Annotated in this window: 28 protein-coding genes; 11 read left to right on the forward strand and 17 right to left on the reverse strand. The window is 34.9% G+C overall.

The window, feature by feature from the left end:
- Positions 1–65: 65 nt before the first annotated feature.
- On the reverse strand, positions 66–494 hold the full coding sequence (locus BM296_RS10995) for an FKBP-type peptidyl-prolyl cis-trans isomerase (RefSeq protein WP_027067157.1): 429 nt from the start codon (positions 492–494) through the stop codon (positions 66–68).
- 263 nt (positions 495–757) lie between these two features.
- Between BM296_RS10995 and BM296_RS11000 the strand changes: the two genes are divergently transcribed.
- Positions 758–2,266, forward strand: a complete 1,509-nt coding sequence (locus tag BM296_RS11000; protein WP_091903104.1) for a TolB family protein — start codon at positions 758–760, stop codon at positions 2,264–2,266.
- A 31-nt stretch (positions 2,267–2,297) separates the two neighbouring features.
- Here BM296_RS11000 and BM296_RS11005 read toward each other — a convergent pair whose 3' ends face one another.
- The 3 genes from BM296_RS11005 to BM296_RS11015 all read right to left on the reverse strand — a co-directional run bounded on the left by BM296_RS11005 (position 2,298) and on the right by BM296_RS11015 (position 3,653).
- A complete protein-coding gene (locus tag BM296_RS11005; RefSeq protein ID WP_091903105.1) occupies positions 2,298–2,840 on the reverse strand; it encodes a DUF4251 domain-containing protein in 543 nt (180 codons plus the stop codon).
- 54 nt (positions 2,841–2,894) lie between these two features.
- On the reverse strand, positions 2,895–3,221 hold the full coding sequence (locus BM296_RS11010) for a hypothetical protein (protein ID WP_143099066.1): 327 nt from the start codon (positions 3,219–3,221) through the stop codon (positions 2,895–2,897).
- A gap of 117 nt (positions 3,222–3,338) precedes the next feature.
- Positions 3,339–3,653 carry a hypothetical protein gene (locus tag BM296_RS11015; RefSeq protein WP_091903107.1) on the reverse strand — a complete coding sequence of 105 codons (315 nt, stop codon included), beginning with the start codon at positions 3,651–3,653 and terminating at the stop codon, positions 3,339–3,341.
- Between the two features lie 231 nt (positions 3,654–3,884).
- Here BM296_RS11015 and hpf point away from each other — a divergent pair, with 231 nt between their 5' ends.
- Entirely contained in the window at positions 3,885–4,187 is a 303-nt protein-coding gene (gene hpf / locus BM296_RS11020; RefSeq protein ID WP_027067162.1) for a ribosome hibernation-promoting factor, HPF/YfiA family, read from the forward strand.
- Positions 4,188–4,198: 11 nt separating this feature from the next.
- Here hpf and BM296_RS11025 read toward each other — a convergent pair whose 3' ends face one another.
- Positions 4,199–4,540, reverse strand: coding sequence for a hypothetical protein (locus BM296_RS11025; protein ID WP_091903108.1), 342 nt, complete (start codon positions 4,538–4,540; stop codon positions 4,199–4,201).
- Between the two features lie 405 nt (positions 4,541–4,945).
- Here BM296_RS11025 and BM296_RS11030 point away from each other — a divergent pair, with 405 nt between their 5' ends.
- Entirely contained in the window at positions 4,946–5,884 is a 939-nt protein-coding gene (locus BM296_RS11030; RefSeq protein WP_027067164.1) for a TerC family protein, read from the forward strand.
- Positions 5,885–5,896: 12 nt separating this feature from the next.
- On the opposite strand, the gene BM296_RS11035 is transcribed toward BM296_RS11030, so the two are convergent.
- From BM296_RS11035 to BM296_RS11080, 10 genes are all read right to left on the reverse strand, one after another.
- The gene (locus BM296_RS11035; protein ID WP_091903109.1) at positions 5,897–6,151 is read right to left on the reverse strand and encodes an acyl carrier protein; all 255 of its coding nucleotides are present in this window, start codon (positions 6,149–6,151) and stop codon (positions 5,897–5,899) included.
- 35 nt (positions 6,152–6,186) lie between these two features.
- Positions 6,187–7,464 carry a beta-ketoacyl-[acyl-carrier-protein] synthase family protein gene (locus tag BM296_RS11040; protein ID WP_091903110.1) on the reverse strand — a complete coding sequence of 426 codons (1,278 nt, stop codon included), beginning with the start codon at positions 7,462–7,464 and terminating at the stop codon, positions 6,187–6,189.
- Entirely contained in the window at positions 7,457–7,912 is a 456-nt protein-coding gene (locus tag BM296_RS11045) for a 3-hydroxyacyl-ACP dehydratase FabZ family protein (RefSeq protein ID WP_091903111.1), read from the reverse strand. Before BM296_RS11045 ends, BM296_RS11040 begins: the two co-directional genes overlap by 8 nt.
- Positions 7,913–7,918: 6 nt before the next feature.
- Entirely contained in the window at positions 7,919–8,701 is a 783-nt protein-coding gene (locus tag BM296_RS11050) for an SDR family NAD(P)-dependent oxidoreductase (protein ID WP_091903112.1), read from the reverse strand.
- An 18-nt stretch (positions 8,702–8,719) separates the two neighbouring features.
- On the reverse strand, positions 8,720–9,775 hold the full coding sequence (locus BM296_RS11055) for a type III polyketide synthase (RefSeq protein ID WP_091903113.1): 1,056 nt from the start codon (positions 9,773–9,775) through the stop codon (positions 8,720–8,722).
- Between the two features lie 23 nt (positions 9,776–9,798).
- Positions 9,799–10,506: a methyltransferase domain-containing protein gene (locus BM296_RS11060; protein ID WP_091903114.1), complete on the reverse strand. Its 708-nt coding sequence runs from the start codon at positions 10,504–10,506 to the stop codon at positions 9,799–9,801.
- Positions 10,506–11,627, reverse strand: coding sequence for an NAD(P)/FAD-dependent oxidoreductase (locus tag BM296_RS11065; RefSeq protein ID WP_091903115.1), 1,122 nt, complete (start codon positions 11,625–11,627; stop codon positions 10,506–10,508). Before BM296_RS11065 ends, BM296_RS11060 begins: the two co-directional genes overlap by 1 nt.
- Before the next feature lie 82 nt (positions 11,628–11,709).
- Positions 11,710–12,402, reverse strand: a complete 693-nt coding sequence (locus BM296_RS11070; RefSeq protein WP_091903116.1) for a YiaD family glycine zipper/OmpA-like lipoprotein — start codon at positions 12,400–12,402, stop codon at positions 11,710–11,712.
- Between the two features lie 27 nt (positions 12,403–12,429).
- On the reverse strand, positions 12,430–12,909 hold the full coding sequence (locus tag BM296_RS11075) for a lipocalin family protein (protein ID WP_091903117.1): 480 nt from the start codon (positions 12,907–12,909) through the stop codon (positions 12,430–12,432).
- A gap of 147 nt (positions 12,910–13,056) precedes the next feature.
- Positions 13,057–15,033 (reverse strand): alpha-ketoacid dehydrogenase subunit alpha/beta, encoded by a 1,977-nt coding sequence (locus tag BM296_RS11080; RefSeq protein ID WP_245787007.1) that lies wholly within the window; start codon positions 15,031–15,033, stop codon positions 13,057–13,059.
- Between the two features lie 121 nt (positions 15,034–15,154).
- Between BM296_RS11080 and BM296_RS11085 the strand changes: the two genes are divergently transcribed.
- The 6 genes from BM296_RS11085 to BM296_RS11110 all read left to right on the forward strand — a co-directional run bounded on the left by BM296_RS11085 (position 15,155) and on the right by BM296_RS11110 (position 21,273).
- Positions 15,155–16,105 (forward strand): isopenicillin N synthase family dioxygenase, encoded by a 951-nt coding sequence (locus tag BM296_RS11085; protein WP_027067175.1) that lies wholly within the window; start codon positions 15,155–15,157, stop codon positions 16,103–16,105.
- Between the two features lie 5 nt (positions 16,106–16,110).
- Positions 16,111–16,440 (forward strand): translation initiation factor, encoded by a 330-nt coding sequence (locus BM296_RS11090; RefSeq protein ID WP_027067176.1) that lies wholly within the window; start codon positions 16,111–16,113, stop codon positions 16,438–16,440.
- A gap of 109 nt (positions 16,441–16,549) precedes the next feature.
- Entirely contained in the window at positions 16,550–17,482 is a 933-nt protein-coding gene (locus BM296_RS11095; protein WP_091903118.1) for a DUF1835 domain-containing protein, read from the forward strand.
- Position 17,483: 1 nt separating this feature from the next.
- Entirely contained in the window at positions 17,484–18,350 is an 867-nt protein-coding gene (locus BM296_RS11100; protein ID WP_091903119.1) for a nucleoside phosphorylase, read from the forward strand.
- A 54-nt stretch (positions 18,351–18,404) separates the two neighbouring features.
- On the forward strand, positions 18,405–20,441 hold the full coding sequence (ppk1, locus tag BM296_RS11105; RefSeq protein WP_091903120.1) for a polyphosphate kinase 1: 2,037 nt from the start codon (positions 18,405–18,407) through the stop codon (positions 20,439–20,441).
- Positions 20,428–21,273 carry a substrate-binding domain-containing protein gene (locus BM296_RS11110; protein ID WP_091903121.1) on the forward strand — a complete coding sequence of 282 codons (846 nt, stop codon included), beginning with the start codon at positions 20,428–20,430 and terminating at the stop codon, positions 21,271–21,273. The genes ppk1 and BM296_RS11110 overlap by 14 nt, the downstream gene beginning before the upstream one ends.
- A gap of 1 nt (position 21,274) precedes the next feature.
- On the opposite strand, the gene BM296_RS11115 is transcribed toward BM296_RS11110, so the two are convergent.
- Positions 21,275–21,703: a response regulator gene (locus BM296_RS11115; protein WP_027067181.1), complete on the reverse strand. Its 429-nt coding sequence runs from the start codon at positions 21,701–21,703 to the stop codon at positions 21,275–21,277.
- Between the two features lie 78 nt (positions 21,704–21,781).
- Positions 21,782–22,447 carry a uracil-DNA glycosylase gene (locus tag BM296_RS11120; protein WP_091903775.1) on the reverse strand — a complete coding sequence of 222 codons (666 nt, stop codon included), beginning with the start codon at positions 22,445–22,447 and terminating at the stop codon, positions 21,782–21,784.
- 208 nt (positions 22,448–22,655) lie between these two features.
- Between BM296_RS11120 and BM296_RS11125 the strand changes: the two genes are divergently transcribed.
- Both BM296_RS11125 and BM296_RS11130 read left to right on the forward strand, forming a co-directional pair.
- On the forward strand, positions 22,656–24,827 hold the full coding sequence (locus BM296_RS11125; protein ID WP_091903122.1) for an endonuclease MutS2: 2,172 nt from the start codon (positions 22,656–22,658) through the stop codon (positions 24,825–24,827).
- A gap of 159 nt (positions 24,828–24,986) precedes the next feature.
- Complete coding sequence (locus tag BM296_RS11130) at positions 24,987–25,391, forward strand: thiol-disulfide oxidoreductase DCC family protein (protein WP_091903123.1); 405 nt, start codon at positions 24,987–24,989, stop codon at positions 25,389–25,391.
- Positions 25,392–25,418 lie beyond the last annotated feature (27 nt).

Below are 25,418 nucleotides of genomic sequence, written 5' to 3' on the forward strand. Positions count from 1 at the left end.
ACATGACCATTAGAAACAAAAAAACCGCCCTATTAAGGCGGTTTCTACTATATAACGTATACGTTTTATTTGATCTCTACCAATTCTAACTCAAAGGTTAAATCTTCACCAGCCAATGGGTGGTTTGCATCTACTACGATATCATTTTCGTTTACTTCTGCAACACGTAATTGTCTTTCACTACCATCTGCATTAGTTGCCATAAGTGCCATATCAACTTTTGGCTCCATATCTTCAGGCAATTCTGATTTTGGTACTGTTTGAAAAAGCTCTTTTTGCTTTTCTCCGTAAGCTTCCTCTTTAGCAATTACGATTGTCTTTTTGTCGCTTGGCGCCATATCCAACAATCCTTTTTCAAATCCAGGTATTAAACTACCTTGACCCAATTTTACCTCTAAAGGCTCTCTATCTACTGAGCTATCAAATATTTGACCATTACTTAATTTACCTGTGTAATGTACTACTACTTTGTCGTCTGCTTTTACTTTACTCATACTATAAATTTCAACTATTTCACTTATTTGAGCTGCAAAGGTATCGTTCTCAATAGGGAATAACGAAGATTATGACAAAACCTTCCCTTTTTAGCCTCTTCTTAACATTAAATACTAAAAATTGCTGTCAAACTACACATTGCTAATAGATTGACTTCCCCAAAAAGTCTTAATTACTAATAACACTTTGATTTTTAAGAAGGATTAAATGATTTTATTGGGTATATTTAAATGTCAACTTATCAAGCTCAAAACAACATATCATGAAATCATTTTCAGTATTATTTACAATTCTCTTAGCTCTTAGTTCCTCTACATTTCAAGCACAGCATAAAATCGGAATTTTTGACGGTCAAATTAGTATTGGTAATCCTAAAGTAAAGGGTTCCGCAACATTTAATTCGGATAACCAAACCTATACTATTGATGGCTCGGGCACCAATATGTGGTTTGAGAAAGATGAATTTCAATATCTATGGACTACTTTACAGGGCGATTTTATACTGAGGACTACTGTAAATTTTGAAGGAAAAGGCAAAGACCCACACCGTAAAGCAGGATGGATCATAAAAAATAATCTGGACGATAATTCCGCACATGTAAATGCCAGTACTCACGGTGACGGACTAACATCTCTACAATACCGTAAAACCGTTGGTGGCCTTACCGAGGAAGTAAAATCTTCTCACGAAAACCCAACTATTATTCAATTAGAACGCCGTGGTACAACCTATATAATGTCTACAGCTAAGTTTGGTGAAGAATTCACTAGTATTGAACTAACCGATATGGATTTGGATAATGAAGTCTATGTGGGCTTATATGTTTGTTCTCACAACCCCAAAGTTTTAGAGCGTGCCACTTTTAGTAATGTAAGGATAGTAAAACCCGTTGGAGATGACTACCAAGCATATCGCGAATATATTGGTAGTAATCTAGAGTTGATGGATGTTGAAACCGGATACAGAGAAATTATTTACCATTCTGCACATTCTATACAAGCCCCAAATTGGACCGTTGATGGTAAAAAATTGATCTATAATTCTAAAGGTCGTTTGTATAATTATGAGCTAGAAACCAATTCCATCACCCCTTTAAATACCGGATTTGCCATAAAAAACAACAATGACCATGTTTTAACTTTTGACGGGAAATTGTTAGGCATTAGCCACCATAATCAAGACGACAATGGAGATTCTGCTTTATACTATTTACCAACCAATGGAGACTCTAATCCAAAAATGGTTACAAAACCAGGCGTGGGTGCATCATATTTGCATGGTTGGTCGCCCAATAATAAAGAGATGATTTTTACCGGAGATAGAAACGGGGCATATAATATCTTCACTGTCAATATAAAATCTGGAAAAGAAGAGCAACTAACAGATTTCCCTACTTTGGATGATGGTCCAGAATACACAAAAAATGGGAAGACCGTTTTCTTTAATTCCGACCGTACAGGTACCATGCAATTATATAGTATGAAAGCAAATGGCAAGAAACAAACACAACTGACTTTTGATGATTATAACGACTGGTTTCCACATGTAAGTCCGGATCAAAAATGGATAGCTTTTATATCTTTTCCTAAAGAAATCAAATCTAATGACCATCCTTTTTATAAGCATTGTATGTTACGTATTATGCCAATTAAAGGAGGAAAACCTAAAGTTATAGCTCACATATACGGTGGTCAAGGTACAATTAATGTCCCAAGTTGGTCACCAGACAGCAAGAAAATAGCCTTTATAACCAATACAGATAGCTATTAAAGTATTACTATTGATGAAAACACCTAACTAGTTAGTCTTCATCTTTATTTACCTTAATACTACCATCGTATTGAATAGCATTTCGGTTTGCCATGGTAACATAAACTGTGCTTGATTGGCTTGGGTAGACATCCATAAGAATAGTGTAGCGATCGGACTTGTCCGTGATTTGAAAACTAATGGTATATTTTTGCTTATCGGTATCAAACTCTTGTAAGTAATTATCGGGCTCGCCTTTAAATTCAACACCGGTAGCAGAACCATAACCACCTCCAAATTGTCGTTCGCCGTAGTAAGGTAAATTGGCTGTAACACTATCTCCAAAAACTTTTAAATAACTATTATTTCCTGATAAGTCTATGCGTGAAATAGTACTGCCCGGAGCAATGAGTCCGCTATTGGCAACTGCATTTAAACTTTGAGTTACCATAGGATTGGCAGATTTAGCCGTAAAGGCAAAATTCTTGGAACTAACTAGTGCATGAATAGGATGTGTATCATCAATCGCCATTTTTGACGATTTACAACCAAGTAATGCGGTAAAAACAAATAGTAACATAAGTGAAGTTCTCATAGAAGCTATATTTAATCACCCATTAAGCTACCAATTCTATGCCAAAGAAGAAATTTAATCTTCAAAGTCTTCTTCTTCAAATTCAGTATTAACCAATACCGATTTTTTGAAATTTATAGCTCTGGATTCTTTATAAAATCCTTTAATTAATCGTTGACGTTTTCTATCGGATATATCCAAGGTGTCCAGTCCTCTTATTTTCTGCTTCAATGCTTCTCGTTGTAACATAGTTGCAGTTTCATAGTTAGGCTCAAATTGAAACATTACAGGACCTTCGTCTTCTGCATCTGGTTTTAAATGGGCTGTGTTTTTAGTTTGCGAGTATAACATACCCGTAACCAAAAACGCACAGCATAAAGCTAGCCGCGTTATAATTTTCATATTAATTTCATAAGTGTTCTACGTCTAAATTAGTAACAATTTTTGAAAATTGTTTTTAAACAAGTAACATATTAGAAAATAACATACCAATTAACCGATTAGCTAGAAAATAAGCATTTAAACGGGTTGTCTAAATTTCAAGGTGTATTCCATAAAATCGAATTCAAGCTCAAAAGTTTCCCGAATATGATAGTTTACCAACTTAAATTGTTCTGGCTGCATTACTTTAGAAGTTCTCATAAATTCCAATAGCTTTTCGTTTGTCTCGGAAAGCTTCGATATTTTATTCTTTAAATACGCTTTGGTCTCAAAAAGGGCTACCGTAGTAGGTTCATACAAATAGGAATCTACCCTTATTTTAAAATGCTGAATAGTGTTGTAACAACGCTCCAATTTACCTAAACACAAAGATTTGTCTTGTTCATTCTCCATAGCAGTAGATTAAAAAATGAAATTGTGAGAAATTTACTTCAATTTAAGATATCAAGTCCATATTTAAACTAAGTTTTCGTAAGTTTAACTTAACTTTAAATTAGAGAGGCAAATGCTAACTTTATAAAACAAAAGGATTAGCAAATCTTAATTTAAAACATATAATTTATTAAGTTTTTTTTAGTTGTAATGATTAATTGAAATGAGTACCTTAAACTAAACTTATAGCCTATGAATATCAATTTTGAATACGACGATGTTAAAGCCAGTAACAGATTAGAGATTATGGCTGCACAAAAATTAGAGAAATTATTGGACAAATTTGATTTTATAGTAAGGTCCGATGTTTTTTTCAAAAAGGAAAATACCTCTTCCCCAGATTCTGGGATGGTATGTAATATTCGCTTGAGTGCGCCAGGTCCACGCCTTTTTGCACAATCGTCTTCCGCTAGCTTTGAAGCTGCAATTGCTTCATCTGTAGAAGACCTGCAAAGGCAATTAGAAAAAAGAAAAGCAAAAATGCAGTCTCGTTAGACTGCATTTTTTTATTGTTCAATATTTTTATCAGGTGAAATGTGATTAGCAATCACAGCTTGAACCTTTTCAGATAAAGGGTTTCGTTTTAACTCTTGTAAAAGACGCCTTCTTTTTCCTTCAGATATATCAATAGAATCTAACAATTCTTTCATACGATATTGATATGCCAAACGAGCTTGTTTTAGGGCAACACGTTCATTAGCCGTCAAGACATAATCAGATTCAAATTGATTTAAAAGCATGCGCTGTTTTACCCGTACATCTGATTGCGGAGAATCTTGCGCATGTACAGTACTAACACTCATAATAAAGCATAGCAAAACACCGCCTAATATGGTTATTTTTTTCATTTCAATAGCTTGTTCTACTTTAAAATTAAACTAAAAATTCTCAAATTACCACGATTCTAAATTAAAAATGTACTTCATCGATCATAAATGTTCCTTTATCCAAAAAAGGCAATAATTAAAATACCACTCAATATTTACCTCAGATTTTCAATTGGTTGCTTCCTAAATAATCAAAAATCCTATCAACAGGTAAACGTTTTTGTTATACCCGGTATTTACAGATTAATCTATCTTATTTTTTTCGATTAATCTTTTCCGTAAACACATCAATTAACAATCTAGTAAAACTAGAATTTTGCATCAAGCAGGTATAATAAATTATTTGGCGTACAAGACTCGATCATTTAAAAGAATCGAAATACTTAAAGTCAATTTTTAATACCTTTGCAACTTCAAAAATTCTATATGATAGTCTGGATTGTCTTTGTTGCCTTTGTTATTGTATTTCTTGCACTAGATTTAGGTGTTTTCCATAAGAACGACCATGTGATCAAGTCTAAAGAAGCAGGTATTTGGACTGCGATTTGGGTAACGATTGCATTTGCATTTAGTGGCGTCATATATTGGTTGTTCAATGCTGAAATAATTGACAACCCAACCGGACTAACACCCAATAATGCGGTATTAAAATATATTACCGGTTATTTAATTGAACTTTCCTTAAGCGTAGACAATGTATTTGTAATTGCCGTTATATTCTCTTCTTTCAAAATTCCGGCATTATATCAGCATCGGGTTTTGTTCTGGGGTATTTTAGGTGCAATTGTATTTAGAGCTTTAATGATATTCTTCGGAGTTGCATTAATCACCAAGTTTGAATGGATTATTTATGTTTTTGGCGTATTCCTTTTATATACTGCATTTAATATGCTAAAAGGTGAAGATGAAAATTTTGACCCTAAGAATTCTTTTGTTTTTAAAACCATCAAGAAAATTTACCCGGTTACATCAACTATGCATGGTCACGATTTTTTCGTAAAACGAATGGGTATAAACGCCGCTACTCCCCTATTTGTAGCACTTATAGTGATTGAGTTGACCGATATTCTATTTGCCTTAGATAGCATACCTGCTATTCTAGCGATAACTGCAGATCCTTTTATAGTATTCAGTTCTAATATTCTTGCAATATTAGGATTACGTTCTATGTATTTTCTAATATCTAGAATGCTAGAGAAGTTTAGATACATTAACTATAGTCTGGTAGTAATCCTTGCCTTTGTAGGTTTAAAGATGTTATTCTCCCATTATATTCATTTACCTGAATGGGTTTCTTTAACGGTGATTTCAGTTGCTTTAATTTCAGGAATACTTGCCTCTACATTAATCAAGGATAAAGAATAGAAACCTAAACACTTACTTTTCTTTTAATTTGGCATCGATTATTGCCATGGCATCATTAACGGTTTGCATTTGATCCATGTCATCATTTTCTAGACGTATATCAAATGCATCTTCCACATCTAAAACGATATCAACTAAATTAGCAGAGTTGATGTTTAAGTTGTTCATGAAATGACTATTCTTCTCAACGTCCGTAATTGCAACGTCTTCGGGAAGGTATATTTTAATAATATCCTTTAGTTTTTGATATTTCTCTTCTTCCTGCATTTATAATTTAATTACAATACCTATTAGTATATTTTTTATTCTTCTACGAATGCTTTAAATATAACACAAGCATTTACATCTCCAAATCCGAAACTTGCCTTAGCAATTACTCTAGGTGCATGATTTAGCGTTTCCCTAGGCACTCTGGTTTCCGATATTAAATTAGTTATTTCTGGATGCACATCCTCACAATTTACATTTTTAAATACCACCTTTTCTTTAAACTGTAATATGGTAGCAACGCTTTCAATGCTACCCGCTGCAGCCAAGCAATGACCAACCGTGCTCTTAAAGGAATTTATATAAGGAAAATCTACGCCTGCACGCTCTAATGATTTACTCCAATTTTCAATTTCTAATCCATCCTTAGCCGTAGCTGTCAAATGTCCATTAATAACATCAATATCAGATAAATGTACTCCGGCGTTAGAAACTGCATTACGAATGCAGCGCTGAACTGCAATACTATTTGGTGCGGTCATAGATCCTTCACCCATTTGTCCACCACTATTAATTTCGCCCCCTAATACTTCTGCATAAATATGTGCACCACGGTTTAAAGCACTGTCCAATGATTCTAAAACTAACGCTCCTGCACCACTACCGGGAATAAATCCACTTGCTGTAGCACTCATAGGTCTACTAGCTTTTGTTGGATTATCATTATAACCCCTTGGCAAAATACGCATGGCATCAAAACCACCCCAAACATAAGGACCACTATCACTACAGCTACCGGTAAGCATAATTTCCGCCTTTCCCTGACTAATACGCTCATATGCCATAATAATTCCCTCAGTACCAGTAGTACAGGCTGCAGAGTTCGTTGTAACCTGATTTCCACAACCTAATAATCCGCCTAAATAAGCACTAATTCCACTTGCCATAGTTTGGATTACTGAGGTACTTCCTAACCTTCTAACATTACCTTCATCGATAAGATGAATAGCTTCCCTAAATTTATCAACGCCTAAAATTCCTGTTCCAAAGATGATTCCTCGGTCCCAAAAAGGCTCGTTAGATGTATTTTTTTTCAATCCGGCATCTTTCCACGCATCTACTCCTGCAATAACACCGTAAACAATGCCTGTAGCATTCAATCCCCTACGTTCTAATGGCGTAAAGTAATTATCTATAAGATTATCTTTTACCAAGGGTTCACCAGCTACCTGACAGCCAAAACCCAGTTTCTCTAAGTTAGGCTGATGACGAATTCCACTTTTACCGTCTAAGAGAGATTGAGTAAAATCGGTAAGTCCTACACCATTTGGCGCACACACTCCTAAACCTGTAATTACCACGCGTCTATTCATTCGCTTCCCCTATCATGCCTGCCAATACACCTTTACAGACCAATTTATCATTTTTGTTATACATTTTTACCTGGCATTTCAATTTTTGAAACCGGAAGTAAACCAATTCTGAAACTACCCGAACACGCTCGCCTGGGAATACGGGTAATAAAAATTCCATTTGCGAACTACTCATTCCTATACTTAGGTTTTTCAGTTTAGTCTCTTTCCCTAAAAGAAAGATACCCAAAGACACCAACCCTATCTGCGCGCAACATTCTGTCAACAATACACCGGGAGTAACAGGATTATTTTTAAAATGACCGCCGTAAAAATCCGAATCCGATTTAAACAGATAACTTCCCTCAGCACCATTATTATCCACCCTTAAAATTTCATCCAAGAACAGAAATGGATCTGCATAGGGCAATTCATTTAAAATCCAATCATACTCTTCGTTTCTCTTCATCAACTACTATATTAAACTTTCCCCACCATCAACTTTTATAACGGTTCCGGTGATCCACTTAGCTTCATCGGTCGTTAATAAATACACGGCATTCGCTACATCTTCAGGCATTGTCAAACGGTTATTTGGGTTCCTTCGCAATGCATTCTCTTTAATTTGTTCGTAACCAGGTATCATGGACAAAGATTTTGTCATCGTAATACCTGCTTGAATACAATTCGCTTTTATACCAATGGGTGCAAATTCTAAAGCTATACTTCGGGTTAGCGCTTCTAAAGCCACTTTTGCAACGGACACCGCACTGTAATTTGGTAACGCCTTTGTATTTCCTTCACTAGTAAAAGATATTATTCGTGCATCTTCATTGAAAAGCTTTGCAGTCGCCAAAGCTTTTGTCCAATCATATAGACTGAGCGCCATAGCATCAAATGTTATCCTGAAATCGGTATCACTTAATGTTTGTCTATTTTCAGAAAACATAGGCTTCAATGTGCCTTTTGCAACACTGTGCACAAGTACTTTTATAGTATGCCCTTCGGGTAACTGTTGTTGAATATCTGCAATAATACCCTCACGCTTATTCGAATTCAAAGCATCAACGTTCATGGCAATAACTTCATTTCCAAATGAGCGAATCTCTTGAAACGAAGCTTCAATAGCATCCATATCTGAACGTCTATCTCTATGAACAATTAATATATGATACCCATGACTTGCCAGTTTCTTTGCCGTAGCTAAACCTAAGCCACTACTACCTCCTAAAATTAATGCCCAATGATGATTATTCATATACTTATATTCAATTACCTACCATTCTATTAAAACGCGTTGTGCAGAAAACCCTGGACCAAAACTTAAAATTAAACCTTGTTCTCCCGCAGAAATATCTTTTTCCAGAAAGCGCTCTAAAACGTATAAAACAGTGGCGCTGCTCATATTACCATAAAGTCTTAAAACTTCTCTAGTATCGTCTATATTTTTACCCAACGCCCCAAAAAGCGATTCTACTGTTTGTACTATTTTTTTACCACCAGGATGAAATATTAAATGGTCTACATTCTGAATATTACTACCATATTTTTCTAAAAAAGGATGTACGATTTCTGCGAAATGATTAGATATCGTTTCCGGTACTGCTGGATCCAAAATCATTTTTAAACCATGGTTGGTTAAATCGAAACCCATCATCTGAGTGGCATCCTTAAAATGATACATTTCTTCTCCAATAATTTTAGGTCCCACCGCATTTTCTTCAGATGACAATAATACACACGCCGCACCATCGCCAAAAATTGCAGCACTTACCATATTAGCCATAGAAAAATCATTAAGCTGAAATGTTGCTGTAGGACTTTCTACCGAAACTAATGCAATACGCTTACCAGGATTGGATTTTAAGAAGTTGTGTGCATAAATAAGCCCAGATACTCCAGCGGCGCAACCCATTTCAGTTACCGGTAGCCTAACAACATCTTGACGCATGCCCAATTCATTGATTAAGTAGGCATCTAAGGAAGGAATCATAATTCCCGTACAGCTTACCGTTATAATATAGTCTATAGAGTCAGCGTCCCAACTGCTTTTATGCAAAGCGTTTCGCAAAACATTAGCACCCATTCGTTTTGCTTCTCTACTGTATATGTTATTCTTGTCTTCAAAAGAAGTTGTAATAAATACATCTTCCGGTGGCATTATAGAATACCTTTTATCTACTGCGGCACCTTCAAAAATCTTCACAACTTTTCTGGTAAATCGCTCTTCTTGATCACCTAACCAGAATTCTACCAAGGGAATAATATCTTTGGTATCTCTAAAGTATTTGGGTAATTCTTTGGTAACACTTATAATTCTTGTGTGATTCATAGCTATTCTTATACTTCAATCTACTACTTCTTTTTTAAAACCCATATATATCTAAAAGCCCATTTCCACCGAATGTGATGCGTGGCATTTTTGACTTGATTCGCAAAATCTTGTAATTCTCTCATTTTAAACGCTCTTCTAACAGATAACAATCCGTCTTTTTCTGCTATTTCCGTTTTGATAAAAAAGAAACTAAAGGCTTTAAATAAATAATAGGCAATTGGACTACGTTCCAAATCATTTATAACAACACCCATCGATGCCAGCTTTACAAACCTGTTTACAAATTGTACAACACCTTCATCCGTAAAATGGTGCAATGTTAATGTGGTCATTACTACATCGATATTCATTTGTGAAAAATCGGTAGTCAAAATATCTGCTTTTTGATATGTAATTTCGGGATAATCTATTGAATGCTTTTGTGCCAATTCCAAACTTTGACCATTTAGGTCAACACCAATTAAATGGAGTTTGATATTTCTTTTTCTACCCTCATCTGCAAGCTTTCGTAACATGGTTCCTTCTGCGCAACCCATATCTAAAATCGTATATGATTCTTTAAATGCAGAACTAACCATCTCAAAAACAGCATTTAAAGTTATCTTATACCCACCAAGAAGCTTATTAACTCTATTAATGTCCTTAAGAATGGTTTCCAACTCTTCCGTGGTACCAGAAAAGGTATCCATAATCTCAACTACAGAACTTCTATATGTAAAATCTTCCATTATGACAGCAATTCTCCATGGGTTTTAGATATAATATATTTCAATAGCGTTTTCGATTTTCCTACAGTTTTAATACCCATTGAAACTAATCTTTTATTCATTAAGATGCCTTGTAATTTCCTTCCAAACCATAAACGTCTACTAAATGCCTTGGTCCATAATTTAGAATAGTCCAATTCTAACTGCTGTCGATCATAATCCTCTTCTTTTACAAACCGTAAAATTAATTGAACTGCGATCTTAGCACTATGTATAGACATTGCCATTCCATTTCCACAAAGTGGATGAATTAAGCCTGCTGTATCGCCACACATGATCATATGATTAACAACGCTTTCCTTCTGGTCAAAAGATATTTGGGCTATTGTCATTGGACGCTTAAAAATTGGCGTCGCATCTTTTAAAAAGGTTTTTAAAAATGGATTTTCTAATACAACTTGCTCATTAAAACACTGAATATCCTTATACTTTTTAAAACTCTGATAATTTGCCAAATAGCAAAAATTAACGGTACCGGACTCTGTTTTGGACAAGCCACCGTAACCTCCATTAAAATTATGTAACCCCACCAAATCATCTGGAAAATCAGCTAATTTATAATGCGCTTTTACCGCTAACCACGATTGTTTCTTTTTACTAAACACACGGTTCAAATCCTTATCTAAAACAGAACGCTTACCGTAAGCACCAATAACTATTCTTGAAGTATACGATTCAGATTTAGTATTAATGGTAAAGTAGTCATTACCAAAAGCTGTAGTAATCACTTTCTCAAAATAAAAAGTAACTCCAAGCTTCACTGCCCTTTTATATAGAAGTTGATCAAAAGCATACCTACTTATTCCAAATCCGCCTAAAGGAAGTTCAGTATCTACTACAAACCCATCTTGTGTACTTATTTGAAATTGTGAAATAGGAATAGCTCCTACGGAATTAGGATTAATACCTAAACGATTCAAGTAAGGGAGTACTTCATTAGAAACATATTCCCCACATACTTTATGATGCGGATATGGATTCATTTCAATAACCGCAACATCTTGCCCTTCTAGAGCTAAATGAATAGCTGCCGTTAACCCTGCTAAACCACCACCTATAATAAGTATACCGTGTTCTTTCACTGCATGAAAGTTACACCAAAAACAAAAAAGCCCTGCAAATGCAGGGCTTTAATTTTAACTCGTTTACAAAAATAAGTTCTACTTAATTTGTCTGTGTCTTTGCTTCTTGCTTTAAAGACTCACTAGCTACTATTGCTAGTTCTACTCTTCTATTTTTTGCTTTACCTTCTTTGGTGGTGTTATCACCAACTGGTTGGGTCTCACCATACCATTTGGTATCAAAACGACTTGCATCAACTCCTTTGCTAACTAAATAGTTAGTAACCGACTCGGCTCTTTGCTTAGATAGGTTCAAGTTATACTCGTCTGCACCAGCACTATCGGTATGTCCTTCAACTAAAATATTAGATTGTGGATATTCTTTAAAAATTCCAACTAACTTATCTAAAGTAGTAGCAGATGTACCTTGTACGTTAGATTTGTTGGTATCAAAATACACACCTGCATCTTCATTGAAAGTAACGTTAATACCTTCACCAACACGCTTAACTTCTGCTCCAGGAATTTCCTCTTCTATACGTTCTGCTTGGCGATCCATTCTATTACCAATGTATCCACCAGCTGCACCACCAATAGCGGCACCTAATATTGCACCAAGAGCAGTATTGTTACCACTACCAACATTGTTACCTAAGATACCACCAATTACGGCACCACCTGATGCTCCGATTACCGCACCTTTTTGTGTTTTATTTGCATTCTTAACTGTGCTACAGCTCATTACCATGGCAAGAGCGATTATGTAACTAGTTCTACGTAATATCATTGTTTTCATATGTTTGATTTAATTTTAAGTAGGTTTTTATTTTTTACTGAATTGATAAACAACATTAATAGGAGCACCTTCTACCATAACATTAGATTTTAATGTCATATTAGATTCGGTTAGGTTTTCGATATTTAAACGATAACCAGCACCTCCAGAAATATCTTGATTTTTCTCGTTAATAAATTTGAACTGTAGTTGACTTGTGTAGTTTTCTTCACGTTCTACAACTGACCATCTAATATAACGGTCTCCACCTGTACAGAAAGTAGACTGATTAATGGTATACCTACCAGTACTATTATTATCACGGAAGAACCACTCGCTACCTTCTAGGCATATATCTTCAACATCGTTAAATAAGACTGCTTTAACATTACCAGTGTTTCCTTCAAAAGAAACATCGTTTAATGTCCATGTGCCACTTAGCAAATTTCTTTTGCCTCTTGCATCTTTAGATATTGAACATGAGGACACTAAAAGAACGATACTAAAAAGCCAAATCATTTTTTTCATAAGTAAATTATTTAGGGTTTGATCTATATACGATTTATGTTAAGTTTTGGACGGTTGTAATTTTAAATCCGTTCCAATAACAACGCAAAGATGATGCTAAATAATATTACCTATTACCTCTTTTAACAATTTTGTTAACGTGTATACTTAATAATCTATAAGTTCTCTAAGGGCTGACTCAAATCTCGACTTAGCCAAATACTGTTGTTCTAGTTGTGCATTAAAAGGTATAGGGGTTTCTAAACTACCTACTCTTTTAACAGGACCATCTAAATGTTCAAAACAGTTTTCCATTACCAACGCAGAGATATCACTAGCTATACCTCCAAAAAGACTGTCTTCCTGTAATATAATTAGCTTTCCTGTCTTTTTTACAGAATCATAAATTGCAGTAATATCTAATGGTTGCAAAGTTCTTAAATCAAGTAAATCCGCACTTATACCTTTGTTCTTTTCTAATGTTTCCAAAGCCCAATGCACACCTGCTCCATAAGTTACAATCGTTATTTGATCTCCCTGACTTAAAAGACTTGCTTTCCCTAAAGGCAATGAGTAATAATCTACAGGTACTTCTTGATATATACTTCTGTACAATCCTTTATGTTCAAAAAACATAACCGGGTTTGGATCTTCAATTGCGGTGGCAAGCAATCCTTTAGCATCATAAGGAAAAGCAGGATACACCACTTTTAACCCTGGGGTTTTAGTAAACCAAGCTTCATTTGTTTGGGAATGAAAAGGACCCGCAGCTACACCACCACCACAAGGCATACGAATAACTACATCTGCTTTCTCTCCCCATCTATAAAAACTCTTTGCTAAATAATTGACTATCGGATTAAAGCCGCTACTCGCAAAATCTGCAAATTGCATTTCCATTACCGCCTTCATTCCATTTATGGATAAACCCATTGCGGCAGATACTATTGCAGACTCACAAATGGGCGTATTCCGCACACGTTCTTTTCCAAAATCTTCAACAAAGCCGTCTGTAATTTTAAAGACACCGCCATACTCCGCAACATCTTGCCCCATAATAACAAGGTTATCAAACCTTTTCATAGAAGCTCTTAATCCATCAGATATAGCATCAATTAGACGTATATTTTTAGTTTCTTTATTTGGAGTAATATCTTTATATTTAAAATTTTGATACACTTCACTTAATTCTTTACTTTCATTAGGTACAATGGAGTTTTCATTAAATGCAATTTTTAAGTTGTCATCAATCTCAGCTTGAATTTCAGCTTTGTAATTTTCAATAACCTTTTCAGAAAGCAGGTTTTCATCCAACAAATATTTGGTAAAATTTTCTAGTGGATCTTTCTCACCCCACATATCCAAAAGATCTTGAGGTACATATTTTGTTCCGCTTGCTTCCTCATGTCCGCGCATGCGAAATGTTTTAAATTCTAACATTACCGGTCTAGGATTAATTCTCATATCCCTAACCAACTGTGAAACTTTAGAATAGACCTCCAATATATTATTACCATCAATTATGTGAGATTCCATCCCATAGCCAACACCTTTATCTGCGATGTGCTCACATTTAAACTGTTCATTGGTTGGGGTCGATAAGCCATAGCCGTTATTCTCTACACAAAACAGCACAGGTAAATCCCAAACAGAAGCAACATTTAGTGCTTCATGAAAATCACCTTCACTGGTTGCTCCTTCACCTGTAAATACAGCGGTTACCTTATTTTCTTTCTTTAACTTATGAGCTAGAGCTATACCATCGGCAACACCCAATTGTGGTCCCAAATGAGAAATCATACCTACAATCTTGAAATCTTGAGTACCAAAATGAAAGCTACGATCTCTGCCTTGGGTGAATCCGCTTGCTTTGCCCTGCCATTGTGCAAACAATCTAAACAACGGTATCTCTCTTGTAGTAAAGACACCCAAGTTTCTATGCATAGGCAAAATATACTCATCACTATCTAAAGCCGTAGTTATACCAATTGAAATAGCTTCTTGACCTATACCACTAAACCATTTAGAAATTTTACCTTGACGCAAAAGTATCAACATCTTCTCCTCTATCATACGAGGCTTAAGCATTGATTTATAAAGTTTTAACTTAACATCTTCAGCTACTGAAAAATCGGTATAGTTCATTACTACAGTTAATTTTGAGTATTAAATTATAAATGTAACAAAAATGCATATAGAAAGTATAGATTATAACAAAGCTTGTAAATCCACAATAATTATTAATTTTACATAAAATCTTTATGTTATGAGCTTAGTACCTAGTGTAGATTTATCGGATTTTCTTTCTGATGACCCAAAAAGAAAACAAAAGTTTATTGATGAAATTGGAAAAGCCTTTGAAGAAATTGGCTTTGTTGCTTTAAGCGGACATTTTCTATCAGATGAATTAGTGGATTCTTTATATGCTGAGATTAAAGACTTTTTCAATTTACCTAGCGAAGTGAAAGATGGGTATCAAATAGAAGGTATTGGAGGTCAACGTGGCTATACTTCTTTCGGAAAGGAACATGCTAAAGGTAGAAAAGAAGGTGATTTAAAGGAGTTTTGGCATTTTGGCCAATATGTTGAGGATAATGACGCATTAGAAAAAGAATATCCTGCTAACGTAATGGTAAAAGAGTTGCCACAGTTTAACAAAGTTGGCAAGGAAACCTATAAGATGCTAGAAAAAACAGCCAAGTATGTTTTACGTGCATTGGCATTACATTTAAATCTAGATGAATTTTATTTTGATGAGTTCATTAAAAATGGAAATTCAATATTACGCCCTATTCATTACCCACCTATTACCTCTGAGCCTAAAAATGCAGTAAGAGCAGCGGCTCATGGTGACATTAACTTAATTACTCTTTTAATGGGTGCTCACGGGAAAGGACTACAAGTACAGAACCATGAAGGAGAATGGGTAGATGCAATTGCAAAGCCAGACCAGTTAATGATTAACGTAGGTGATATGTTATCTAGATTAACAAACAATAAACTATTATCTACAATTCATCAAGTAGTTAATCCTCCAAAGGAATTGTGGGGAACTTCTAGATACTCGGTTCCATTTTTTATGCACCCTGTAAGTGAAATGCCTTTAAATTGTTTGGAGAATTGTATTGACGAAGAGCACCCTAAGTTATATACTGATATTACTGCAGGTGAATTTTTACATGAAAGATTAATTGAACTTGGGTTAATTAAAAAGTAACCAATATGGACCTTAAAGATCAATTAAAAAATTTGTTTCCAGAGCACGAACTAGAAGAGACTCCGATAGAGAACGAGCCTAAAAAATCTATTTGGCTTCAAGATGATCCTATCATTTGTAAATACGAAAAGCGAAAAGGTAAACCAATTACAATCTTAGAAGGATATACTGGCGCAGATGAAGATTTTAAGAAATTAGCGAAAGAACTGAAGACCAAATTGAGCGTAGGCGGTAGTTTTAAAGACGATAAAATTATTATCCAAGGAGATTACCGGGATAAAATCATGGCAATACTCAAAGACAAAGGCTTCTCTGTCAAACGAGTAGGCGGATAACTTTGCAAAAACGCCTTCTTTAAAAGTTCTATTTGTTTTCTGTTAAATAATTTTATAACGTTGTTATAAGTGTTATTTTTAATCTAATCAAACTAAAATCAAACCTGGTATGAGTTCTCTCTTGCACATTACCAACGGAGATGTTTTCACCGAACGACTTCAAAAATTAAACCTAAGTGGTGATGTCATCACATGGCGCGAAATGCTTTGTGAAGGACAGACATTGCCGACTGTTGGTACAGAAACATTTTGGAAAGCTCGTTTTGAGTTTCTCCATAAAAATTATAAAGTATCTAAATCATGGTTTATTGAAAAGACTTTAAAGGAATACAGGTCTTTATGTAACCATAAACAACAAGATCATATCGTGCTTTGGTTCGAGTATGATCTTTTTTGTCAAGTGAATATGCTTGCCGTTATAAGTTGGCTGCTAACACATCGAAAATACGCTCAAATATCTCTTGTATGTAGCGGAAAAGAAGATGATACAGACAAAATGTACAGTCTTAATGAGCTTACTGATGAGCAACTTTTAGACCTTTATAAGAATAAGAAAGTTTTAACCCAGGATGATGCAGAATATGCGGATTATGTTTGGCAATTATACTGCAGCAATAACCCTATTCGATTAGAAAACTTGACAGATTTTAACGATTACCAATTTGACTATTTAGGTAATGCCGTTAAATCTCATTTGAAACGTTTTCCTAGTATTAACAACGGTTTGAACGAAATGGAAAATACCATTTTGCAACTTGCACTTGACAAGAAACCAAAGTCCAAAACCGAATACATGGACATATTGCTTAAAAATCAAGGTAATCTTGGTTTTTCCAATACGCAATATGATCGCGCATTGACAAGGTTAAAACCGTTGATTACAAGTCTAAATCCAGTACGCTTATCCAAGAAAGGAAAAGAGATTTTAGAAGGAAAAACAAGTTACTACTCTTGTATTCAAGATAATGATGTGTATTTAGGAGGTGCGTTGAAATATAATTTCCTTTACAACACCACTACTAACCGAATTTTAAAATTATAGCATGCAACTAAAGCCTGCTGAGCTTATCATAAATGAAGATGGCAGTATTTACCATCTAAATTTATTACCAGAAGATATTGCAACAACTATTATAACCGTAGGAGATCCAGATAGGGTTCATCAGGTATCTCGTCATTTTGATACTATAGAGGTTAGAAAAGGTAAACGAGAATTTCATACACATACCGGTCGTTTAAACGGAAAGAGAATCTCTGTGATTTCTACCGGAATTGGCACGGACAATATAGACATTGTATTAAATGAACTTGACGCCTTAGTCAATATAGATTTTGATACTAGAGCGTTAAAAGAAAAACATACTTCGCTCAATATTATAAGAATTGGTACAAGTGGCGCCATTCAACCAGATATACCTATAGATTCTTTTCTTATAAGCAAATACTCCATTGGGTTTGACGGACTGTTACACTTCTACGAACATGATGAGATTAACCATTCTAAGATTGAAGATGAATTTATAGCTCATACCGGCTGGAGTTCTGAAAAAGCTAGACCTTATGTACTTTCCTATTCAGAAAAACTAGGTGCATTGTTTAGTGACAATCGTATACGATTAGGCTTTACAGCAACAAACACGGGATTTTACGGACCACAACAGCGCCAGTTGAGAATAAAACCAAGTCAAATGGAATTAATGGAAAAATTATCTTCATTTAATTATAATGACATACAATTAACCAATCTTGAAATGGAAACCTCGGGTATTTACGCACTTGCCCAGATGTTAGGACACCAAGCAGTATCACTTAATTGTATTTTGGCAAACAGATCTACGGGTGAATTTTCCACTACCCCTACAGAATCTGTTGATAAGCTAATTGAATTTTGCTTGAAAAGGTTGGCTTAACAAACATTTACAATATTTTAATGTTGTACTTCTTATTTTTACTGAAACCTTAACATGAAAAATGACAACTTGAAGCATAGAGACATTAATTGGCTCTACTTTAATGAACGTGTTTTACTTGAAGCCAAAAGCAAAGACACTCCTTTATTGGAACGCTTAAAGTTTCTGGCCATATTTTCGTCTAACCTTGATGAGTATTTTAAAGTACGTGTTTCTCAACTCCGACAAATAAAACAACTTGATAAAAAACTTCGAAAGAAGTTAATGTTTAAGGCAAATAGCACCTTAAAGCATATTCTTAATATTATCAATGAACAACAGGTACAGTTCGGAAACGTAATAGCAGCAACGTTAATTGAATTAGAAGAGCATGATATCTATATTCGAAACACCAGTAATTTTACTGATGTACAAAAGAAGTTTTTAGAACAATTATTTGATGAATCCATCAAAGACGCGTGCGAAGTCCATAAAGAGCATTTAGAATTAACTGATGGTGCACTTTATTTGGCTATTGCCCACCCCGATAATGAATATAGCATTGTTGAAATACCTATCAAAAATCAAAATAGATTTATAACCTTACCTGGCAACGGTCATCAATTTTGTTTTATAGATGATGTTATAAGGCTAAATATTAAAAAACTAATACCAAACAAGGTCGTTGTTGATTGCTATTCCATAAAACTTTCTAGAGATGCTGAATTATATTTAGATGACGACTATTCAGATATAGAACTTGTAGAAAAAATATATAATTCCTTGGATAAACGTCTTTCAGGACAAGCAACACGTCTTCTTTATGATGAATCAATGCCTATTTGGCTGGTTGACTCTCTAAAGGTAGATTTCAAATTAGGTGAGGTAGATCTATCCCCCGGCGGAGCATATCATAACTTATCGGATTTTTTCTCTTTTCCTCTTCCAAAGGGAACTGAACATTTACAATATCAAGAAAAGCAGGCATTACCACATCCAGAGCTATCCTATTCAGAAAATATTTTTGACAGTATAGCTAAAAAAGACCAATTGGTACATTTTCCGTATCAAGATTTTCAAGTTGTAGAAGAATTTCTTTCTACCGCAGCTACAGACCCTCAAGTCAGCGCCATTAAAATGACAATTTATCGAATAGCAAAATCATCGTCTCTTGCAGATGCGATTTTGACTGCATTGGATAATAATAAGAAGGTTACCTTATTTGTTGAGGCACAAGCTAGATTTGATGAGGCTAATAATATTAAGTGGGGTCGCATATTTGAAGAAAAAGGTGCCAAGGTAATATTTAGCATACCACAGGTTAAGGTGCATTCTAAAATAGCCATGGTTTATAGAACTGAAGGTACTTATGAAAAACGATATGCCTATATAGGTACAGGTAATTTTAATGCAAAGACCTCTAAAATCTACTGTGATCACGGATTATTTACTGCAAACAAGAAAATTACCAAAGATTTAGGACAGGTATTCCAAGTTTTGGAACGCAAGCTAATTGTGCCAAAGCTGAAACGATTAATGGTTTCGCCATTCACCACTAGAATAACATTTCTAAACCTAATTCAAAACGAAATCAATGCCGCCTTAGAAGGCAAGAAGGCTGCTATAACGGCAAAAATGAACAGTCTTGAAGATTCTGACATGATTAAAGCGCTTTACAGGGCTGTGAATGCAGGTGTTGATGTTAGGCTAATTGTTAGAGGATTCTGTTGTTACCTCAAAGCGAACAATGACCCCAATGCGGGAATGAAAGACAATATTTTCATTACCAGCATCATAGATCGCTATTTGGAACATGGACGAATTTATCTATTTGAAAATGGTGGAAATGAACTTATGTATATTGGTTCTGCAGATTGGATGACCCGTAATCTCGATCGCCGAATCGAGGTGCTCACCCCAATTTTAGATAAAGATATTTTTGAAGAGCTGAGACACATATTGAACCTTCAACTTAATGACAATCAAAAAGCGCGCGTATTGGACCTTGAAAACTCCAACCGAAAAGTCATACAAAAAGAAGGCGATAAGGCTATACGATCGCAATACGCCATTTACGATTACCTTAAAAACAAACTAGATGAAAACCGTTAAGATTATTGGAGTGCCAGAACATTTTAATCTTCCATGGCATTTAGCTATTGAAGAAGGCGCTTTTGAAGAAAGAGGGATAAACCTAGAATGGACCGATATACCCGAAGGAACCGGTAAAATGAGCGAGCTCCTTAAAAATAAAGAGACCGACCTAGCAATTATTTTAACTGAAGGCATAGTAAAAAGTATAACCGAAGGGAATGCCGTTAAAATTGTTCAGGAATTTATAGCCTCTCCTCTACTTTGGGGAATTCATGCCGATGCGAGCAGTTCTTTTACATCTCTAGAGGATTTAAAGGACACTACAGCAGCTATTAGTCGTTTTGGTAGTGGTAGTCACCTAATGTCGTATGTACAGGCTACAAAAATGGGCTGGGACACCGAAAAACTAAAATTCAATTTAATAAATAATCTAGATGGCGCTGTCGAAAGTTTGGCATCGGGTACTGCAGATTATTTTATGTGGGAGCGCTTTACAACTAAACCATTGGTAGACAACGGCACTTTTAAACACTTGGGTAATTGTCCAACGCCATGGCCTTGTTTTATGATAGTTGGCACCAACGAATTTGTAACGAAAAACAACGGATTGTTAAAGCATATACTAGAAATCATCAATACGTATACCGTTGAGTTCAAGCAAATACCTAGAATAGATTCTACCTTAGCAAATAGATATCATCAAAAATTAGAAGATATACAAGAATGGCTGCAATTAACAGAATGGAGTCAGAAACAATTACCAAAAGAAACCCTGGCGAAAGTTCAAACTACGTTGAAAGAATTGAATTTAATAGACTCAATTATACCTGCATCGGATATTTTAAGATAAATTAAATTGCCGCTAAACTGTAATGCTTTTGAATTAGAGCTTTAAAAGTTTCATCAGAAAGTGGTTTCTGTGCGAAGTCTGCTATATACTTATTAGATATAGCACGCTCTTTATCCTCTTTGTTATCACTTATCGTAACAAGAACAATAGTAATTTGACTTTTCAATTTTTTAGGCACAAGTTCTTCATATGCCTTCATAAATTGCCATCCGTCCATTACCGGCATTCTAAGGTCTAACATGACCATACATGGCAATTCCAATTGTTCTTGGCCTTTTCCAAGAATAAAATCAATAGCCTCTTGACCATTTAGAGCCGAATTGATATTTACATCCATATCCAATTTATTAATGAAAATGGAATGTAAAAAGTTACTTGCATCATCATCGTCTACCAACAAAATGGTGTTAAGCCTATCTAAGTTATTCATTTGAGCTGTTATTTAAGTTATTTTTCAGATCTTGGGTTGATTCAAGACCTAAATTTAAAGCGTTATTATTATCTAAACTTACCACGTGATAATTTTATTGCCTAAATCTTTTAATATTTTGTTGCAGGATGAAAAATGTTGATTATTAAACCAATATCCACGATTGGCGCTAAGCGGTGATGGATGACCAGATAACAATAGACTGTGCTTCTTTGAATCTATAAGTTTTGCTTTCTTTTTAGCGAAGCCACCCCACAAAATAAATATGACATGCTCTATATTCTTTGATAGAATTGAAATTACAGCATCAGTAAAATTTTCCCAACCCTTTTTCTGGTGACTACCAGCTTCATGGGCTCTAACGGTAAGCGTAGCGTTTAAAAGTAGTACACCTTGTTTTGCCCATCTTTCTAGATTACCACTTTCTGGATATTGCTTTCCTGTATCAGATTCAATTTCTTTAAAAATGTTAATTAAGGATGGTGGATGTTTTATACCATCTTTTACTGAAAAACATAGCCCATTAGCTTGATTGGGTCCATGGTAAGGATCCTGACCTATAATAACCACTTTGGTGTTCTCAAAAGAGCAATGGTTGAATGCGGCAAAAATATCCGTAGCGTTTGGGTAGCAGGTATTTTCTGCATATTCTTTGTCTACGAAGTTCATTAAATCCTTAAAATAAGGTTTGTCAAATTCTTCTTTTAACTGACGCTCCCAACCTTCACTCAAATTGATATCCATAAAATTTGCATTAAACATCTAGAAATCAAAGTTAGTATTAACATAAGAACAAGTCAATCCTTTACTAAAACATCATTTCTACAACCATTAAAAGTTTTAGTCGGGGATTATCAATTGTTTTACGTTCAATAATTTGATATTCCTAAGGTGTTCGCATTTTCAAAATCTAAATGTCAATGCGTACCTTTGCAGCTTATTAAAGCATAACGTGGCTAACATACATTCCAAAACATTACAAGACTTAGAATTTCCATCTGTATTAAAACAAGTATCCGCTCGTTGTCATACAGAATTGGGTAAAGCGGTAGCATTAGAAATTGCACCCTATATAACTGAAGAAGTAATAAAAATTGAGCTGGGAAAAACAGCTGAATACCTATCCTCATTGATAAGTGAGAATCGCATACCTAACCATGGTTTTGATAGTATAAATGGCGATTTAAAGCTTTTAAAAATTGAGAACACCACACTGGAGCTGCAAGGCTTTAAAAGAATTGCCAGTATCTGCACCACGGTTGCAGAGCATCAGAAGTTTTTTAAAAAATTCAAGGAATACTACCCTCTTTTTTATGACTTTGCTTTAAAACTTGAACCAAATACTGAAATTCCGGTTTTAATAAACAATGTAATTGATCGTTTTGGTGAAGTAAAGGATAATGCCTCAGATCAGCTTTTTGGGATTAGAAGGCAAATTAATGTGGTACGTGGAAAAATTAGCCAGAGCTTTGGCTCTGCTTTAAACACCTACCAATCTTCTGATTATTTGGATGAAATTAGGGAATCTGTGGTAGAAAACAGACGTGTTTTAGCGGTAAAGGCAATGTACCGCAAAAAGGTAAAGGGTGCCGTAATGGGTACATCAAAGACCGGAAGCATTGTTTACATAGAACCCGAGGCCGCCCTAAAGTATAGTCGAGAGCTTAATAATCTAGAGTTTGAAGAGAAAGAAGAAGTACAACGTATACTTAAGCAATTAACTGCTCAAATAAGACCATTTAGAGCTCTTTTAAGAGACTATCAAGAGTTTCTCTCACAAGTTGACGTAATAGCTGCGAAAGCTAAGTACGCAGAAGATATAGACGCTCTTTTACCTAAAATTAATTCAAACAATAGACTTTTTCTTAGAGATGCCTATCATCCGCTATTGTTTTTAAACAATAAACGTAAAGGAGAAAAGACATATCCACAAACAATTGAGTTACATGATGAAAACAGGATAATAGTCATCTCAGGACCCAATGCCGGTGGTAAAAGTATTACCCTAAAGACCATAGGCTTACTTCAAGTAATGCTTCAAAGCGGTATGTTAATTCCTGTACACGAAAGAAGTGAAGTTTGTTTCTTCAAAAAAATACTAACGGATATCGGAGACAACCAAAGTATTGAAAACCATCTAAGTACATATAGTTACCGCCTTAAGAACATGAACCAGTTCTTAAAACGATGTGACAGCAATACGCTATTCTTAATTGATGAATTTGGTACTGGTAGTGATCCGGAATTGGGTGGAGCGTTAGCAGAAGCTTTCTTAGAAGTGTTTTATGAGCGTGGATCATATGGAGTTATTACAACACACTACGCAAATTTAAAAGCCCTTGCCAATGAATTGCCTCATGTAACGAATGCCAATATGTTATTTGACGGAAAGACTTTAGAACCCACTTTTCAATTAATATTAGGGCAAGCCGGTAGCTCTTTTACTTTTGAAGTTGCACAAAAGAACGGAATCCCCTACTCGCTTATAAATAAGGCAAAGAAGAAGATAGAGCGCGGTAAGGTTCGTTTTGACGCCACAATTGCCAAACTGCAGAAAGAGCGCAGTAAAATGGCAGAAACTGGATCTAGACTTAAAGAAGAGGAAGTAAAGGCAAGGGAAGAGAATGAGCGTTTAGAGAAATTGAATGCCAAGGTAAAATCTAAATTAGAGAATTATCAAGAGCTTTACGACCATGACCAACGTATGATTCTGTTGGGTAACAAAGTTAATGTAGCAGCGGACAAATATTTTCAAGATAACAAAAAACGCCCATTGGTTTCTGAGCTTTTAAGAATTGTAGAAACCGAAAATAGTAAGCGCAAAAAGAAAACAGCAAATGAAGCTAAGGCAGAACGAACTAAAAAAATTAAAGTAGCGCAAGAAGTTCAAAAAGAGGTTAAGGTTATTCGAGAGAAAAAGAAGTTTGAAAAGAAAAAGGCAATCTTTAAAGTAAAGAATAAGCCAAAACCTATTTTTAAAATTGGCGATAGAGTTCGTATGCTTGATGGCAAAGCTGTAGGAAGTATAGATTCGCTTGAAAAAGGAAAAGCAATTGTCAATTATGGCATATTTACTACAAACGTTAGTGTAGACCAATTAGAAATGGTGGAAAAAAAGAAATAACACTGTAATATAGCCGTTTACAATCAATCGTATACGATTTATTCAACCTTTATACAATAAACACACTATGCTCATCTTACCATTACAGTGAAATTTAGTACTTGATTTATTATAAAAATCTTATGATTTGCCCTGCTAATAATTAAATAATTTTACAAAGTGGAATTAAATAAAAAAATTATTCTTTTTGATGGGGTTTGCAACTTATGCAACAACACTGTACAATTTGTAATCAAGCGAGATGTTAACGACATCTTTCGTTTTACTCCTTTGCAAAGTGATACCGCAAAAAAGCTATTACACGAACGAAATATTGATATTGATGATATTGATTCGATTATACTTATTGAACCAAATGTTGCCTATTACACAAAATCTACAGCTGCTTTAGAAATTGGTAAAGAATTGAAAGGGTATGATGGGCTATCTGTTATTTTACTATGGCTACCAGAGTCTTTTAGAAATATCGTATACGATTATGTTGCCAAGAATAGATATAAATGGTACGGTAAAAAAGAGTCATGCATGATACCTACCCAAGAATTAAAGAACAAATTCATTTAATTCCTAAAAATTATAATTGCCACAACT

This window comes from Maribacter stanieri, assembly GCF_900112245.1.
Taxonomy (GTDB): domain Bacteria; phylum Bacteroidota; class Bacteroidia; order Flavobacteriales; family Flavobacteriaceae; genus Maribacter; species Maribacter stanieri.

What these genes read in the sequence shown, in the direction of transcription:
- BM296_RS11090 (WP_027067176.1), top strand. Translation starts at nt 16,111, where the DNA reads ATGGACCTTAAAGATCAATTAAAAAATTTGTTTCCAGAGCACGAACTA.
- BM296_RS11045 (WP_091903111.1), bottom strand. Translation starts at nt 7,912, where the DNA reads ATGAAGAGAAACGAAGAGTATGATTGGATTTTAAATGAATTGCCCTAT.
- BM296_RS11055 (WP_091903113.1), bottom strand. Translation starts at nt 9,775, where the DNA reads ATGAATCACACAAGAATTATAAGTGTTACCAAAGAATTACCCAAATAC.
- BM296_RS11075 (WP_091903117.1), bottom strand. Translation starts at nt 12,909, where the DNA reads ATGAAAAAAATGATTTGGCTTTTTAGTATCGTTCTTTTAGTGTCCTCA.
- BM296_RS10995 (WP_027067157.1), bottom strand. Translation starts at nt 494, where the DNA reads ATGAGTAAAGTAAAAGCAGACGACAAAGTAGTAGTACATTACACAGGT.
- BM296_RS11115 (WP_027067181.1), bottom strand. Translation starts at nt 21,703, where the DNA reads ATGAATAACTTAGATAGGCTTAACACCATTTTGTTGGTAGACGATGAT.
- BM296_RS11015 (WP_091903107.1), bottom strand. Translation starts at nt 3,653, where the DNA reads ATGGAGAATGAACAAGACAAATCTTTGTGTTTAGGTAAATTGGAGCGT.
- BM296_RS11070 (WP_091903116.1), bottom strand. Translation starts at nt 12,402, where the DNA reads ATGAAAACAATGATATTACGTAGAACTAGTTACATAATCGCTCTTGCC.
- BM296_RS11025 (WP_091903108.1), bottom strand. Translation starts at nt 4,540, where the DNA reads ATGAAAAAAATAACCATATTAGGCGGTGTTTTGCTATGCTTTATTATG.
- BM296_RS11085 (WP_027067175.1), top strand. Translation starts at nt 15,155, where the DNA reads ATGAGCTTAGTACCTAGTGTAGATTTATCGGATTTTCTTTCTGATGAC.
- BM296_RS11005 (WP_091903105.1), bottom strand. Translation starts at nt 2,840, where the DNA reads ATGAGAACTTCACTTATGTTACTATTTGTTTTTACCGCATTACTTGGT.
- BM296_RS11000 (WP_091903104.1), top strand. Translation starts at nt 758, where the DNA reads ATGAAATCATTTTCAGTATTATTTACAATTCTCTTAGCTCTTAGTTCC.
- BM296_RS11040 (WP_091903110.1), bottom strand. Translation starts at nt 7,464, where the DNA reads ATGAATAGACGCGTGGTAATTACAGGTTTAGGAGTGTGTGCGCCAAAT.
- ppk1 (WP_091903120.1), top strand. Translation starts at nt 18,405, where the DNA reads ATGAAAAATGACAACTTGAAGCATAGAGACATTAATTGGCTCTACTTT.
- BM296_RS11120 (WP_091903775.1), bottom strand. Translation starts at nt 22,447, where the DNA reads ATGGATATCAATTTGAGTGAAGGTTGGGAGCGTCAGTTAAAAGAAGAA.
- BM296_RS11035 (WP_091903109.1), bottom strand. Translation starts at nt 6,151, where the DNA reads ATGCAGGAAGAAGAGAAATATCAAAAACTAAAGGATATTATTAAAATA.
- BM296_RS11050 (WP_091903112.1), bottom strand. Translation starts at nt 8,701, where the DNA reads ATGAATAATCATCATTGGGCATTAATTTTAGGAGGTAGTAGTGGCTTA.
- BM296_RS11030 (WP_027067164.1), top strand. Translation starts at nt 4,946, where the DNA reads ATGATAGTCTGGATTGTCTTTGTTGCCTTTGTTATTGTATTTCTTGCA.
- hpf (WP_027067162.1), top strand. Translation starts at nt 3,885, where the DNA reads ATGAATATCAATTTTGAATACGACGATGTTAAAGCCAGTAACAGATTA.
- BM296_RS11010 (WP_143099066.1), bottom strand. Translation starts at nt 3,221, where the DNA reads ATGAAAATTATAACGCGGCTAGCTTTATGCTGTGCGTTTTTGGTTACG.
- BM296_RS11100 (WP_091903119.1), top strand. Translation starts at nt 17,484, where the DNA reads ATGCAACTAAAGCCTGCTGAGCTTATCATAAATGAAGATGGCAGTATT.
- BM296_RS11060 (WP_091903114.1), bottom strand. Translation starts at nt 10,506, where the DNA reads ATGGAAGATTTTACATATAGAAGTTCTGTAGTTGAGATTATGGATACC.
- BM296_RS11095 (WP_091903118.1), top strand. Translation starts at nt 16,550, where the DNA reads ATGAGTTCTCTCTTGCACATTACCAACGGAGATGTTTTCACCGAACGA.
- BM296_RS11080 (WP_245787007.1), bottom strand. Translation starts at nt 15,033, where the DNA reads ATGAACTATACCGATTTTTCAGTAGCTGAAGATGTTAAGTTAAAACTT.
- BM296_RS11110 (WP_091903121.1), top strand. Translation starts at nt 20,428, where the DNA reads ATGAAAACCGTTAAGATTATTGGAGTGCCAGAACATTTTAATCTTCCA.